The sequence below is a fragment of the Candidatus Spongiihabitans sp. genome (genome assembly GCF_965237845.1).
In the GTDB taxonomy this organism is placed as follows: Bacteria; Pseudomonadota; Gammaproteobacteria; order Arenicellales; family Poriferihabitantaceae; genus Spongiihabitans.
In genome coordinates this window covers 634823-649681 of sequence record NZ_OZ250154.1, presented here as the reverse complement: position 1 = coordinate 649681, position 14859 = coordinate 634823, and the positions used below count along the sequence as shown (strand labels likewise).

The window sequence follows — 14859 nt, the reverse complement described above, 5'->3', positions numbered from 1 at the left end:
AAGTCAGCCGTTAACCTTGGCACGCAGACTATCACGATACAGTGCTTTTGCCAGCGAGACGACCATTAGCACCATCACAATTGTGAATGGCAATGCGCCGATAATCATGGCGTTCTGCAATGCGCTGAACGGGTTCGCTGCGACGCCACTGCTGCCTGCGATTATCAGGGCGCCAATAACGCCCATCAGAATCAAACCCCAGATGATTCGGTGCTTGATGCCGGTTTTTTGCTCTCCGCCTGACATAATCGTGTTCATAACGAGTATGCCCGAATCCGCCGAAGTCACCAGGAAGGTCATGATCAGCACCACGCACATGATGGTAATCGCGGACAGGAACGGTCCTGAAATCATCTGACCGAGCGTGACGAACAGCTTGGCGGTATTGGATGCGGCGATAATAATGCCGTTTGCATTGCCGTTGAGTTCAAGATCAATCGCAGTTCCGCCAAGAATGGTCATCCAGAGAAAACACACAATCGCCGGTGCGATGACACAGCCAAGGATAAATTCGCGGACCGTGCGGCCCTTGGAAATACGAGCGAGAAACAGCCCGACAAACGGAGAAAATGCGATCCACCAAGCCCAGTAGAAGGTGGTCCATGCGGATTGCCACGCAAACTGACGCCCTTGTGTTCCAGTTTCATAAACAGCCGCGGCAAGCGTATCCATATTTTCCATTGAGGCTACCGAAGCAGGCAGCGCCTCTGTGAATCCGGACAGGGAGCCCCAGGGATTGGTCGCACCGGCGTACAGCGCCGAGACATCTTCTGACGGCAGGTTTTTAATGGCATCCGGTAATCCAGCAGTGAAGATGTCGGCGGATTGCGGCCAGAACGCGCCAAAGGAAAGTTGCACAAAATGCAGAATATAGTCCACCAGACCGGTGCCGAATTTTGTCATCGCAAACAGAAAAGATCCAAAAAAGACAAACGTCAGGAGCAGAATAACCGACAGCACGAGATTCATGTTTGACAGATACTTGATGCCACGGTCCACTCCGGATACCGCAGATATAATGGACAGCCCCATAATGACAAATAATGCGGCAAGCAACCCGACGGTGCTGGGTTTCGGGGCATCTGTTGCACCCGCCATCAGCCATTCCATACCGGTCACCGCGTAAACGCCATCGACAAACTGGCTAACGCCAAATCCAATGGTGACTGAGACGCCCAGAATCGTAGCGACAACACCGAGCACATCGACGATGTGTCCGAGAAATCCGTTTGCCGCCTTGCCCAGTATTGGTGTCAGCGCCGACCGAATCGTTAGCGGCATATTCCGCGTGTACGCATAATATGCAAGAGAGAGCCCAGTGGTAACATAAATCGCCCAAGCATGAAATCCGTAGTGCAGAAAAGTATAGCGATACGCAGATGTTACGGCGTCGGCGGTATTGGGAGACACGGTGCCATCGAGTACGAGTGGATTTGATCCCCAGAGTCCTAGCGGCTCCGCCGTAGCAAAAACCATCAGACCGACGCCAAGCCCAGCGCCAAACATCATGGAAAACCATGAGAAGTTTGAAAATTCCGGTTTAACGCCCTCGCCACCCAGTTTTTTTCTACCGATTGACGGCACGATTGCCAGCACAAATAGAAAAAAAGCAAATACGCCAACGACAATAATATAAAACGAATTAAAACTATTCAGCAAATTTCCGTTGACCGCGGATAAGACTGTGTTAGCGTTACTTGGCCAGACCAGCGCCCAAAGTACCAGCAACGTCATACTGACTTTGCTGATTAGCGCAATTGGCAGACTGTAACCCCGATAGAAACCCGCTGGGGATTTCTGTATTTCTAAATCAGTAAAGGGGGGGGTTATAGACATTGCATATCCTCAGTGTTATTTAAAGAATGGTTCAAGACAATAATACTACCATGGCGGGCAAAATAAAATGTATCTGAACTTATACATAAAACCCGCCACCGTTTCAAAAATATCATGGCAGCGAAGTGTACCATTGTGCAATTAAATCTCGCTCCTGTCGAGTAATTTTGGTTAAATTTCCGATGGGCATGGTTTTATTCAATACTGCGGCTTGATAAATACGATCCGCATTGGCAATCACTTGATCGGGATTGTCCATGACTAATCCAGCCGGGGGCGCAGCAAATCCTGGTTGGGTCGGCGACTCGGAATGACAGACCGTGCAACGCTTCTGGATAATCGTTTGAATCATCGAATCAATATCGATTTTTTCCTGCGTCGTCGCCAATTTCGATGTTGATGGTGATGTTGATGTCGATATTTGTGGCGCTGGCGCGGTCATCCACATAACCAGCAGCATGGCTATAAAAGCGGCGGGCAATATCCACCAAAGCGATTTGATGACCTTGCGGATATTAAAATAGTGCCTGACAGCAACACTGATTAATGAAATGAAAACGAGGATTAACCAATTCCAACTATGGCCGTAGGTGCTTGGAAAGTGGTTGCTGATCATCAAAAAAAGCACTGGCAGGGTCAAATAATTATTATGGGTCGAGCGCAGCAGCCCATTTTTTCCGACCGCCGGGTCAATCCGGCGCTGTTCATTTAATGCAGCAACCATTTCTTTTTGGGCAGGAATAATGACAAAGAAAACATTGCCCACCATCATCGTGCCGATGGCTGCACCGACATGAATATAAGCGCCGCGACCACTGAATACCTCGCTTAAAAAATAAGCCAGCAATGACAGGTATAAAACCAGCGTCGCGGCCAGTAACAAGGGGCTCTTGCGTAACGGTGAGCGACACAAGCCATCGTACACAAACCACGAACCAATAACCGAAATCACCGCGATGGCAATCGCTTTTGTGGGTGTCATGTCCATTACGCCCGGGTCAATTAAAAACAGGCGGGTATTAAAATAGTACACAACCATCAACAACGCGATGCCGCTCAACCAGGTGGTATACGCTTCCCACTTGAACCAATGCAACTGCTCCGGCAATTGTTGCGGGCCGGTTTTGAATTTTTTGAGATGATAAAAGCCGCCGCCATGAATTGCCCAAAGATTTCCGGCGATGCCATTATTCTGTGGCGGCTTGCGCTCTAAATTATTCTCAAGCCAATTAAAATAAAACGACGCCCCAATCCAGGCCACGCCAACAATGAAATGAATCCAGCGAATGAGTAAATTAGCCCATTCATGGACAAAACCTTCAATCATTATTGTTCTGGTGCTTTTCCCATCGTAAAAAACAAAAAGCCCCTCAAAAGAGAGGCTTTGCACATACTAATTTATTTGCCTGAATTTATTGTCCTAATTCACCTTGGACACCTTCGACATACCAATCCATCTCCAGCAACATGCCATCGTCAAGGGTTTCCCCTTCCGCGACGACTTGCTCACCAGCCTGATTATTGATCGGACCCTGGAATGGGTGGAATGAGCCGTCGATAATGGATTGTTTCACTGCATTCGCGGCGGCACGCACATCAGCAGATACCGCATCGCCGTAAGGGGCGAAATCGACCATGCCCGATTTTATGCCATCCCAGGTATCGGTAGATTCCCAGGTTCCTTCCATCGCCGCCTTGACATGGGAAACATAGTAAGGATTCCAGTTATCTATGATAGCGGTCAATTGGGCGTTTGGGGCGAAAGCGCTCATATCGGAGGCCTGACCGAATCCATAGACACCACGTTGTTCGGCAACCTGCAGCGGCGCCGGCGAATCGGTATGTTGGGTAATTATATCGGCGCCCTGATCGATCAGCGCTTTTGCCGCATCCCCTTCCTTGCCGGGGTCATACCACGAGTTCACCCAAACCACTTTCACAACGGCATCGGGATTGACTTTTTGCATTGCCAGAATGAACGCATTGATGCCACGCACGACTTCGGGGATTGGAAACGAAGCGATATAGCCAACAACACCGGATTTGCTCAGATGACCTGCAATCGTCCCCAATACCGCCCGGCCTTCATAAAATCTTGCCGAATAGGTGCTTAAATTATCCGCCCGGATGTAACCCGTGGCATGCTCGAATTTAACATCGGGGAATTGCTTGGCAACTTTGGCGGTGGGATTCATATATCCAAATGATGTGGTAAATATGATGTCGTTGCCGCTGGTGGCCAGTTTCCTGATAACCCGCTCTGCGTCAGCGCCTTCTGGCACGCTTTCAACAAAAGTGGTTCTAACGCCGAGCTCTTTTTCGATAGCCTGACGACCAACATCGTGACGATAAGTCCAACCATGATCGCCCACCGGACCGACGTAAACGAATCCTACCGACATGTCCTGAGCATTAGCCAGCGCGGTGGCGAACAGCATAGTGGCGGTTGCCAGCGCGGCAACCATTTTTCTGAGGGCGCAACTTGTACTTTTTTTCATAATATTTTTCCGCTCGATTACGTTTTATGGTGAATTTTAATCACTGAATTTGACATCACGATATTTTAACAAAGATCAGCCTAATAATATCACGTTAATATCATGACGTCGGATGAAACGGCTTGCCGATACATGCCGGGGCATTCAGTTTTATTTTGTTGAGGTCCCGGGAAATTAATACCAGGACAACGATGGTGGCGATATAAGGCAACATGGACATAACCTGAGCAGGCACACCAACCCCTAAAGCCTGAGCATGCAACTGCAATATGGTTAAACCTCCAAACAGATAGGCGCCGATAAATACGCGCCAGGGTCGCCAGGTGGCAAACACAACCAATGCCAGCGCGATCCAGCCTCTTCCAGCGCTCATGTTTTCAATCCAAAGCGGCGAATACGCCAGGGACAGATAAGCGCCAGCCAGTCCGGCCATGCCGCCGCCGAATAAAATCGCCAGGTAACGAATTTTGATAACCGGGTAACCGATGGCGTGGGCCGCATCGTGGGAATCCCCAACAGCGCGCAATATCAAGCCAGCACGGCTGTTTTTCAGCAACCAGGCGACTGCAAACACCAGCATGAATGAGCCATAAACCATCACATCGTGATTGAATAATAATGGCCCAATCAAAGGAATGGAGGACAATAAGGGTATGGATATTTTCGGCAACCCGGCGTAGGCAATCCCAACCAAATCCTGGCCAAGCAATGCACTCACACCGATACCAAAAATCGTCAGCGCCAGGCCGGTAGCAACCTGAGTCGCCTGAAAGCCAAGAACCAGTACAGCAAAAACAAGCGCCAGTCCCGCGCCAGCACCAAATCCAGCCAAAATAGCCAATGTTGCACTGCCGGTAAAATGCACCGCTGCGAATCCACAGACCGCGCCCACCAGAATCATGCCTTCCACGCCGAGATTCAATACGCCTGATTTTTCAGTAATCATTTCACCGATTGTCGCGTAAACCAGCGGTGTGGCGGCAGTAATAATGGTCAGGATCGCGGCGATTAAAATATCATACATGCTGGCTTTCCTTGACTGGAAATTTAAATTGCAATTTATAGGTAATCAACACGTCGCATGCCAACAAAAAGAATAACAGCATGCCCTGAAATACCCCGGTAACCGCCAGCGGCAAATTCATTGTGATCTGAGCCGATTCTCCTCCCAAATAAGACAGCGCCATCACCAGCCCGGCAAAAAACACCCCGAGCGGATGCAACCGCCCGACGAAGGCGACAATGATCGCGGTGAAACCATATCCCGGAGAAATGCTGGGCAAGAGTTGTCCAATCGGGCCGGCGACTTCAAACAACCCGGCCATCCCCGCCATCCCGCCGCCCAGCATTAAGCTAAACCAAATCGTGCGATTGACACTGAATCCGGCATGGCGTCCCGCTCGCGGCGCCTGTCCGATCACTTTTATTTGAAAACCAATAATGGTTTTCAACATCAATACCCATATGGCGATTACCGCGGCGATGGTAAAAATCCAGCCAAGGTGCAATCGTGTTCCCTGCCAAATTAATGGCAGCGTTGCGGAATCACTGAATACTCTCGAGACTGGAAAGTTAAACCCATCCGGATCGCGCCAGGCGCCGTGAATCAACAGACTGAGCAATAGCGTCGCCACATATGTCAGCATTAAACTGGTCAGAATTTCATTGGCGTTGAACCTGGTTTTCAGGAAGGCGGGTATCGCCGCCCAGGCCATGCCCCCCAGCACGCCACAAATTATCATCAACGGCAGTACAAATACAGAATCCACCTGATACAACCACAAGGCGATTCCGCCACCACATATCGCACCCAGCGTCAGTTGACCTTCTGCGCCAATATTCCATACCCCGGCACGAAACCCGACGGAAAGCGCCACGCCGATTAAAATCAGCGGCGTGGCTTTTACCCCTAGTTCTGCCCATCCGTATTTTGTAGTTATGGGATCAACGAAAAATGCATACAATGCCTGTGCCGGGTGCACGCCCATTATTTGAAACAAAAATATTCCCGAAATCAATGTCAGCGCCAGCGCGATAATGGGCGATACATAGACCATCGATTTAGAATGCTCGGGTCTTTTTACCAAGGAAAGCAGCATGATCAGTTGCTCGGCTCAGTTTACCTTGGCTTCAGCATTGTCCACACCGGCCATCATCAGGCCAATCTGCTCGATGGTAATTTCCGATGTCGGCGTCGTTGGCGATAGCGACCCGGCGCAAATCGCTGCAATCCGATCGCTGATCGCCATTAGCTCATCCAAATCCTGTGAGATCACCAAAATCGCAGTGCCGTTGTCGGCCAGCTCTCGCAATGCATTGTGAATAGTCCGGGCGGCGCCGGCATCCACGCCCCAGGTCGGCTGGGATACAATCAGTACCGTTGGATTTTGCTTAATTTCCCTGCCGACTATAAATTTTTGCAGATTGCCGCCGGACAGACTGCCGGCCTCAGCCGTGATGCCATTCGACTTAACCTTAAAATCTTCCACCACGGCGCTGCAATATTTTCGGCTTTGGGCATAGCCTATGAATCCAAAATTCAACAGGTTAAGGCGTTGAAAAGCGGTCAGCAACGTATTGTCGATTAAACTCATGGTTGAAACCGCGCCATGCCCTAATCGCTGTTCCGGGATAGAGGCCATGCCCAACGCCCGGCGTTGGTTGGACCCATAATTCGCACAGGGTTGGTTATCAATACTTACCGCACTCGCTTGGGTTGATAGCTGTTCCCCATTTAATACTTTCAATAATTCATCCTGACCATTGCCCGCGACTCCGGCGATACCCACAATTTCGCCACTTCGAACTTGCAGATTAATGTCTTTCAAACGGATGCTGAATTGATTCTGGGGTGGTTGGTTCAAATTACATATGTCCAGGCGAATGTCACCCGCTTTACGGTGTGCGTCATTTGGGTTGGGCGGCAATTCCTGTCCCATCATCTTCGCTGCCAGACTTTGAGGGCTTTCGCCCGCCACGTCCACAGATTCAACCACTTTGCCAGCCCGCAAAATGGTTGCCTTTTCACAAAGCGCCTTGATCTCGTCCAGCTTATGGCTGATATAAAGTATTGCCACGCCTTCATCGGACAAACGATTTAATGTTTCAAACAGTTTTGAAACTTCCTGGGGTGTTAACACCGAAGTAGGTTCATCCATAACCAGGAGCTTAGGATTTTGCAATAAACAACGAATGATTTCTATGCGCTGGCACTCACCTACCGACAGGGTATAGACATGGCGGCCAGGCTCTAATGGTAGTCCGTAACGGTTGGAAATATCAACAATTTGTTGCTCAAGGGTGGCCTTGTCAATGCCCTTTTCCACCCCCAATGCAATATTTTCCAGTACCGACATGGAATCGAATAATGAAAAATGCTGGAACACCATGGCGATTCCCAAACTTCGGGCGGTCGCAGGATTACTGATGTCGCTCGGCTCGCCCAGCCAATACATCTGCCCGCTATCGGGTCTTAAAATGCCATAAATCATTTTAACCAAGGTTGATTTTCCGGCGCCATTTTCACCGAGTAACGCATGCACCTCTCCAGCGTTAAGAATCAGGTTCACATTATCATTCGCTTTGACCCCGGGGAATGTTTTTGTCATTCCCTTTAATTCCAGAAGCGGCGGCATTGATGTGTCGGCTGGATTATTCATGAAGTCGATAATTTTACGCTATAACCTGAGGCGATGCTACGCTCCCCCCCCCTGATAAGGGGGGGCAAGGCGGCTCAAGCCCAATATGGTATCAATTCACAGCGAAGCAGAGCCCTTTCTCACCTATTAAACGCAAGTAACAACCTTTTTAAAAGCAATTCACCCCGACGAAGGGGTCATTCGACCCCCTGTTACCCCCTTCCACCCGACAAAAGAGTTCTAACAAGGGTCCAAAAACTTCTAACAACCTTGTTACTTCACCCTGACCCGCACAAAACCCTTATTTCTAGCCATTCCTTCTGTCACCGCACCACCATCGTCGCTGCGACCCGTGTCGACTATGTCAGGTTTCTCAGCAACACCCGCGAATTGCAACAGGGTGTCAAAAATGACCCGGCGGTCACCCTCACCGAGCAACAACGCCTCGCCCTGTATATCCACAAAGACAAAAGTACCCGCACCCCGGCACCGATACCAAATAGGGCACCGGAAAATGTCGTGTTAGAGACCATCGGCTTGCAAAATAAAATCAGCACCTTTGAACCCACCTCGCAAGAGGAAAACCATCGTGGTATGCCGGATGACGCCGTCGCCATCGGATACAAAAATCAGATACAAGCCGATGACAATGCACGGTCAGCTTGCAACAAACTCGGGCTAGGCAAATGCAGTATCGAAGACCGCTTCCGTGGTCCCGGGTGCATAGCCCTTGCCAAAAGTGCCGATGGCGATGGCAGTTGGGGGGCGTCGTTTGGCGAGGGACAAGGTAGGTTGTCCGAAGCCAAAAGCGAAGCCTTGTCCGCTTGCTCCGATGCAGGGCAGACCTGCTTCATCGAAAAATACGAGTGTACCGACCGGTAAATCCCAAAAACCCGCCCTCATCCGGCGGGTTTTTTGTTTCCCATTTCCGCCAATCCCACCAACCCACCGTCCCCCATCGTCATTATCGGGCTTGACCCGATAATCCAGTCGAACATTTCCTGCTCCAGTGCGTAGATGGCTGGGAGAAACCCCCGGAGAACCCCCCTTGCCGCCCTTGTCAGGGGGGTGTGTGCGTAAACGCCGGTAGGGAACAACCATGGTTGTTCCCCACATCTCCGACCCGGAAGGAATGCCGAAGGTGGTGGGTTGGCAAATTTACAAGCCTCACAAGTGTTGCTAGAATGTTGACCAAATAGTCAGTTTTTTGCAATAGCCACAGCCGATGACAGACCGCCGATGATAGAATTTTTATTAAACAACGAAGTCGTTCAAATTGAACAAGAGCAAGCAGATTTGACCGTTCTGGAATACCTTCGTGAGCATCGTCAGCTGTGCGGCACCAAGGAAGGCTGCGCGTCCGGCGACTGCGGCGCTTGTACCGTGGTGCTGGCCGAATCCTGTGACCATAAAATGCGTTATCAAAGCTGTAATAGCTGTATCACATTTCTCGGTTCAATACATGGCAAACAACTCATCACCGTCGAGCACTTGAAAGAAAACCAGGCAAAGGAAAGTTCCGCAAAAGAAAATCATGCGCTCCACCCGGTGCAGCAGGCCATGGTCGACCACCATGGCTCGCAATGTGGGTTTTGCACGCCAGGATTTGTGATGTCCTTGTTCGCGTTATACAAAAATTCAGTTGAAGGCTCATCGGCAGGATTATCAATTGCTGAGCGGGAAAAAATCACCGAACAATACCTGGGCGGAAATTTATGCCGCTGCACCGGCTACAAATCGATCATCGACGCCGCTGTTGAATCCACCGCTTCTCCTGAGCATGATCAATTCAGCGCGCTGGAGTCTGAAACCCGACAAAAATTAGCCCGCATTGCCAAGTCCACAAAGATCGGGACCGAAAACTACTACCTGCCGAAAACCTGCGATGAACTCGGTAAATTGATAAAACGCCGGCCCGAGGCACGCTTGCTCGGAGGCGGCACAGATTTAGCATTGGAAGTTACCCAACAACTCAAACCCATCGATCAAATAATATATCTGGGAAATGTTTCGGGACTTCTAAAAATCAAGGAACATAAAGATTATTACGAAATAGGCGCCGCGGTTTCTTTAAGTGATTTCGACAATCTGGTAAAAAACGATTACCCCGACCTTTCTCATTTACTGCTTCGGTTTGGTTCAAGACAAGTTAGAAACTTGGGCACCGTTGGCGGAAATATTGCCAATGCCTCGCCGATCGGCGATTTGCCGCCGGCACTCATCGCCCTGGATGCCGAAGTGATATTACAAAACGCATCGAATATACGAAAGGTAAAAATCGATGAATTTTTTGTTGATTACAGAAAGACTGTGTTGGGAAAAAATGAGTTTATTCGATCTGTTTTAATCCCCAAAGCAGACGCCGAACACCGGTTGAAAATCTATAAAATCAGCAAACGCATCGACGATGATATTTCTGCGGTGTGCATGGCTATTTATATTCAATTGGATAACTCGAATAACAGCATAATCAAATCCATTCGCATTGCCTGCGGCGGCATGGCATCCATACCCAGGCGCGCCAATAAATGTGAAAACGCGCTGTGCGGGAAACCACTGGACGACAATACAATAACGCAAGCACAGCGCGCCCTGGCCCTGGATTTCCAGCCTATCGACGATGTCAGGGCCAGCGCCGGATACCGAATGCAGGTCGCGCAAAACCTGCTCGCACGCTTGCACCTGGAACTCACCGAACCGGCCACGCTCACACAGGTGACCGACTATGCTTAACGTTCAACGTAGCGTCATTGATCCTGATGTCATTGATCATGGCGCCGTTGGTCGCGCATTAGCCCATGACAGCGCGCGCAAGCATGTCAGCGGAGAAGCCGTCTATGTAGAAGATCAACCGCCTTTTCATACCCAATATTTTGCCTGCATCGGTGGCAGTGAAATCGCCCATGGTAAAGTGACAAAATTGGATCTCAGGCGCGTTAAAAAAGCGCCCGGCGTAATTGATGTCATTACCGCCGCGGATATTCCGGGCGCTGTGGATATTGGCGCGGTTTTTCCGGGCGACCCGTTGCTGGCAGATGAGACTATTGAATATTTGGGTCAGCCGGTTTTTGCAGTGGCCGCAACCAGCCATAAATTGGCACGGCAAGCGGTTACCCTGGCTGCCATTGAATACCAGCAGTTCGAGCCAGTGCTTAATCTTCATGCAGCGATGGAAAAGCAATTTTATGTTCGTCCGCCTCATCAAATGAAACGCGGTGATGTCGGTCAGGCGTTTGAGAATGCGCCCCATCGTATTAGCTCAGCCATGGAAGTCGGCGGTCAGGAACACTTTTATCTGGAAGGACAGGTTTCCATCGTGGTTCCAGGGGAAGATGGCGGCATGACAGTTTACACCTCAACCCAAAACCCGACTGAAACCCAGAAGCTTGTGGCTAAAGTGCTCGATATCCCGATGAATAAAATCGATGTCGTCACACGTCGAATGGGCGGTGGGTTCGGCGGCAAGGAAACTCACGCAGCCCCGTGGTCATGTATTGCCGCAGTTTTCGCGGCAAGAACCGGGCAGGCCATTACCTGTAGATTATCGCGCCGCGACGATATGGTGATGACCGGAAAACGGCACAATTTTTTAAACCAATACCAAGTCGGCTTCGATAACGATGGCGAAATCCTGAGCATGCGCACTATTTTGGCCGGGCAATGCGGTTATTCCCCGGACTTGTCCGATGCCATCGTCGATCGGGCGATGTTCCATTGCGATAATGCCTATTACCTGCCGAATGTGCATATTGAAGGCCTGCGTTGTAAAACGCATACCGTATCCAATACCGCGTTTCGCGGATTCGGCGGGCCGCAGGGAATGATGGCGATAGAGACCGTCATTGATGAAATTGCTTTTCGATTAAACAAAGATCCTCTGGATATCCGAAAGCGGAATTTTTACAACACTACGGACAGAAATATCACGCCCTATCATCAGAAAATAGAAACATTCAATGTACCCGAAATTGTTGCACAGTTGGAAGGCGAATCGGATTACTGGAAGCGAAGAGACGAAATAAAGGCGTTTAATCAGCAAAGCCCGATCATAAAAAAAGGATTGGCGCTCACACCGGTAAAATTCGGCATATCATTTACGGTTTCTCACTTGAATCAAGCCGGTGCACTGATTAATCTTTACACCGATGGCAGTATGCAGGTAAACCACGGCGGCACGGAAATGGGGCAGGGTTTGATGATTAAAATTGCACAAATCGTTGCTGAAGAGTTTCAGGTAAGTCCAGAACGAATCAACGTAATGGCGACCCGCACCGATAAAGTCCCGAACACCTCACCCACTGCGGCATCATCAGGCACCGATATAAATGGCATGGCGGCGCGAAATGCGGCCAGAATTATCAAGCGGCGGCTGATTGCATTTTTATCAGAACAATACGGCGTGGCCGGCGATGAAATAAAATTTGAAAACGACCAAGTTCGAGTTAAGGGTAAGTTTTTTACCTTTGAGCAAGTGGCCAAGGAAGCCTGGTTAGCGAGGGTTTCGCTATCTGCCACCGGTTTTTATAAAACTCCGAAAATCTATTACGATCGCGAAACCGCGTCCGGTCGCCCATTTTATTATTACGCAAATGGTGCGGCCGTATCCGAAGTATTGATCGATACCTTGACCGGAGAATACAAACTCCGGCGCGTGGACATCATTCATGATGTCGGCAGATCGATCAATCCTGCGGTGGATCTGGGGCAGATTGAAGGCGGATTTATCCAGGGCGTGGGCTGGCTGACTTGTGAACAATTGAAATGGAACGATGCCGGGAAATTGCTTAGTGATAGTCCAGCAACCTATAAAATTCCAGCCATCAGCGATGCGCCGGCAATTTTTAACAGCCGAATGCTTGAAAACCACCCGAACGAGGAAAAAACAATTTTCCGCTCCAAAGCGGTCGGCGAACCACCGCTAATGCTAGCCATCTCGACCTGGTGCGCTATTCGCGACGCTATCGCTGCCGCCGCCAATCATTCGGTCTTCCCCAAACTGAATGCGCCAGCCACGCCTGAGGAAATTCTGCGTGTCGTTACCGAAGTGAAAAAATCAAGGCAAGACTCAGGGCAATGAATTGGATTGAAGCAATAGCGCGTCTGTCCAGGGAAGATAAAAGTTTCGTCATTGTGACCATTGTAGCGGTCCAGGGATCGGCCCCGCGAGACGCCGAAAGTAAAATGGTTGTGGATGAAAGCAATATCCACGATACCATTGGTGGTGGCAATCTCGAGTATCAGGCGATTTCCAAAGCGCGCGGCATGCTCTCGAATGGGTTATCGAATGGCGCACCGACAATTATTCAAGAGTCATTTACGCTAGGCAAGGATTTGATCCAATGTTGTGGCGGAAAAGTTGAATTGCTTTTTGAATACATCCCAGCGAAGGATTTCAATGTTGTGGTCTTTGGCGCCGGTCATGTCGGAAAAGCACTGGTAACTATTTTGTCCGAATTGCCCTGCACAGTGAAATGGATTGACCCGAGAGATGAGTTTATTCAGGCGCAAAAAAGTGCGGCACTTGGCTCGAATATCGAACTTATGAAGATGCAAAATCCTGATGTCGATGTGGAGAAATGCCCTGATAATGCCTATTTTTTGGTAATGACCCATAGCCATGAGTTGGATATGCAATTGATCGAAGCCATACTCTCCCGTAACGATGCGCGATTCTGCGGTTTGATTGGCTCTAAATCAAAAGCCGCGAAATTCAGGAGTCGCCTGGCCAGAAAACAATTCAGCAAAACCGAGATTGCCCGACTGACCTCACCGATCGGGCTTGATCAAGTCAGGAGCAAAAGACCCATGGAAGTGGCCGTTTCCGTGACCGGGCAATTGATTGCCCTGCGACAGCAGTTTCTTCGACAGCCGAACATACAAAATAAATCCGATTCAGCAAGCTCAACTAACGAAGACGGTAACGTTATTGATTTAGTGAATGTCTAGCTCGAAATTAAAACCCATCACTAACCCCAGCAATAACATTAACGATAACACATCGCTGCCAGTATTCGCGGTTACCATCGGTGCTGCAATTTGGGGCGTATACTGGATTCCATTGCGTTTTGCAGATCAAATGGGGATGTCAGGGGCCTGGGCCGTGGTGCTTGCCAGTCTGTTGCCATTGTCCATTCTGGTACCGTTGTCTTGTTGGTTTTGGCGAGAGATTCGACCCGAAATCAAGGCCATCGCAATTATCGGTTTTTACACCGGAGCAGCACTCGTTTTTTACGCCATGGGACTGGTTTATTCAACCGTGGTACGTGCGACATTATTGTATTACCTCACACCAGTTTGGGCGACCCTGTTTAGCATGATGATATTGCGTGAGCAAGTCAGATGGAATCGATGGGGGGCTATTTTAGTCGGATTGGTCGGATTGTATTTTATCCTCGGTGGCGCCTCTGATTTAACCACACCAATAAATATCGGAGATTATTTCGGCCTGGCGGCGGGTATATTTTGGGGCATTGGCGCAGTTTACCTAAAGAAAAATCCAGGCATCAAGACGACCGGGGTAGTCGCATTCCAACACCTGTTCAGTCTTATTTTCGCGCTTGCCTGCTGTTTGCTGATTCCGCAAATCAATGTCATTCCGAACTGGTCTGTTTGGGCCGCAACTATCCCGGCTATGTGGCTGTATAGTTGTTTGTGTTTAGTGCCCAGCCTGTATGCCATTTTTTGGGCTTCGGGCCGACTTTATCCGGGGCGCATAGGTGTTTTGATGATGACCGAAGTGCTGGTCGCCGTGGTTAGCGCATCAATATTATTGGACGAACAGCTGCAAATGCTGGAATGGTTAGGCGTAATTCTAATTTTAATAGCCGGACTATTTGAAGTTTTCGGAAACGATAAGGAAATAGCGCCGGACAACACCCGCTAACATG

At 49.6% G+C, this 14859-nt stretch carries 11 protein-coding genes; 5 read left to right on the top strand and 6 right to left on the bottom strand.

Features of this window, described 5'->3' with window-relative positions; all coding sequences use genetic code 11:
* Positions 1-3 precede the first annotated feature (3 nt).
* From ACPXXB_RS03170 to ACPXXB_RS03145, 6 genes are all read right to left on the bottom strand, one after another.
* A complete protein-coding gene (locus ACPXXB_RS03170; protein ID WP_423909241.1) occupies positions 4-1836 on the bottom strand; it encodes a BCCT family transporter in 1833 nt (610 codons plus the stop codon).
* A 112-nt stretch (positions 1837-1948) separates the two neighbouring features.
* Positions 1949-3160, bottom strand: a complete 1212-nt coding sequence (locus tag ACPXXB_RS03165) for a urate hydroxylase PuuD (RefSeq protein ID WP_423910910.1) — start codon at positions 3158-3160, stop codon at positions 1949-1951.
* Positions 3161-3248: 88 nt separating this feature from the next.
* Positions 3249-4334, bottom strand: coding sequence for a BMP family ABC transporter substrate-binding protein (locus ACPXXB_RS03160; RefSeq protein WP_423909238.1), 1086 nt, complete (start codon positions 4332-4334; stop codon positions 3249-3251).
* 100 nt (positions 4335-4434) lie between these two features.
* Positions 4435-5358: an ABC transporter permease gene (locus tag ACPXXB_RS03155; RefSeq protein WP_423909235.1), complete on the bottom strand. Its 924-nt coding sequence runs from the start codon at positions 5356-5358 to the stop codon at positions 4435-4437.
* Positions 5351-6391 carry an ABC transporter permease gene (locus ACPXXB_RS03150; protein ID WP_423909233.1) on the bottom strand — a complete coding sequence of 347 codons (1041 nt, stop codon included), beginning with the start codon at positions 6389-6391 and terminating at the stop codon, positions 5351-5353. Before ACPXXB_RS03150 ends, ACPXXB_RS03155 begins: the two co-directional genes overlap by 8 nt.
* A 57-nt stretch (positions 6392-6448) precedes the next feature.
* Positions 6449-7969, bottom strand: coding sequence for an ABC transporter ATP-binding protein (locus ACPXXB_RS03145; RefSeq protein WP_423909230.1), 1521 nt, complete (start codon positions 7967-7969; stop codon positions 6449-6451).
* Between the two features lie 273 nt (positions 7970-8242).
* On the opposite strand from ACPXXB_RS03145, the gene ACPXXB_RS03140 reads away from it, so the two are divergent.
* From ACPXXB_RS03140 to ACPXXB_RS03120, 5 genes are all read left to right on the top strand, one after another.
* A complete protein-coding gene (locus ACPXXB_RS03140) occupies positions 8243-8854 on the top strand; it encodes a DUF4189 domain-containing protein (RefSeq protein ID WP_423909227.1) in 612 nt (203 codons plus the stop codon).
* 357 nt (positions 8855-9211) lie between these two features.
* A complete protein-coding gene (gene xdhA, locus ACPXXB_RS03135; protein WP_423909224.1) occupies positions 9212-10705 on the top strand; it encodes a xanthine dehydrogenase small subunit in 1494 nt (497 codons plus the stop codon).
* Positions 10698-13049, top strand: a complete 2352-nt coding sequence (xdhB, locus tag ACPXXB_RS03130) for a xanthine dehydrogenase molybdopterin binding subunit (RefSeq protein ID WP_423909221.1) — start codon at positions 10698-10700, stop codon at positions 13047-13049. Before xdhA ends, xdhB begins: the two co-directional genes overlap by 8 nt.
* Positions 13046-13918, top strand: coding sequence for a xanthine dehydrogenase accessory protein XdhC (gene xdhC, locus ACPXXB_RS03125; protein WP_423909218.1), 873 nt, complete (start codon positions 13046-13048; stop codon positions 13916-13918). The genes xdhB and xdhC overlap by 4 nt, the downstream gene beginning before the upstream one ends.
* Positions 13911-14855, top strand: coding sequence for a DMT family transporter (locus tag ACPXXB_RS03120; RefSeq protein ID WP_423909216.1), 945 nt, complete (start codon positions 13911-13913; stop codon positions 14853-14855). The genes xdhC and ACPXXB_RS03120 overlap by 8 nt, the downstream gene beginning before the upstream one ends.
* The last annotated feature ends 4 nt before the right edge of the window (positions 14856-14859 follow it).

Bases quoted from the DNA above. Each gene is read 5' to 3' on its own strand.
- ACPXXB_RS03170 (WP_423909241.1), bottom strand. From the start codon at position 1,836: ATGTCTATAACCCCCCCCTTTACTGATTTAGAAATACAGAAATCCCCA.
- ACPXXB_RS03160 (WP_423909238.1), bottom strand. From the start codon at position 4,334: ATGAAAAAAAGTACAAGTTGCGCCCTCAGAAAAATGGTTGCCGCGCTG.
- ACPXXB_RS03155 (WP_423909235.1), bottom strand. From the start codon at position 5,358: ATGTATGATATTTTAATCGCCGCGATCCTGACCATTATTACTGCCGCC.
- ACPXXB_RS03150 (WP_423909233.1), bottom strand. From the start codon at position 6,391: ATGGTCTATGTATCGCCCATTATCGCGCTGGCGCTGACATTGATTTCG.
- ACPXXB_RS03145 (WP_423909230.1), bottom strand. From the start codon at position 7,969: ATGCCGCCGCTTCTGGAATTAAAGGGAATGACAAAAACATTCCCCGGG.
- xdhA (WP_423909224.1), top strand. From the start codon at position 9,212: ATGATAGAATTTTTATTAAACAACGAAGTCGTTCAAATTGAACAAGAG.
- xdhB (WP_423909221.1), top strand. From the start codon at position 10,698: ATGCTTAACGTTCAACGTAGCGTCATTGATCCTGATGTCATTGATCAT.
- xdhC (WP_423909218.1), top strand. From the start codon at position 13,046: ATGAATTGGATTGAAGCAATAGCGCGTCTGTCCAGGGAAGATAAAAGT.
- ACPXXB_RS03120 (WP_423909216.1), top strand. From the start codon at position 13,911: ATGTCTAGCTCGAAATTAAAACCCATCACTAACCCCAGCAATAACATT.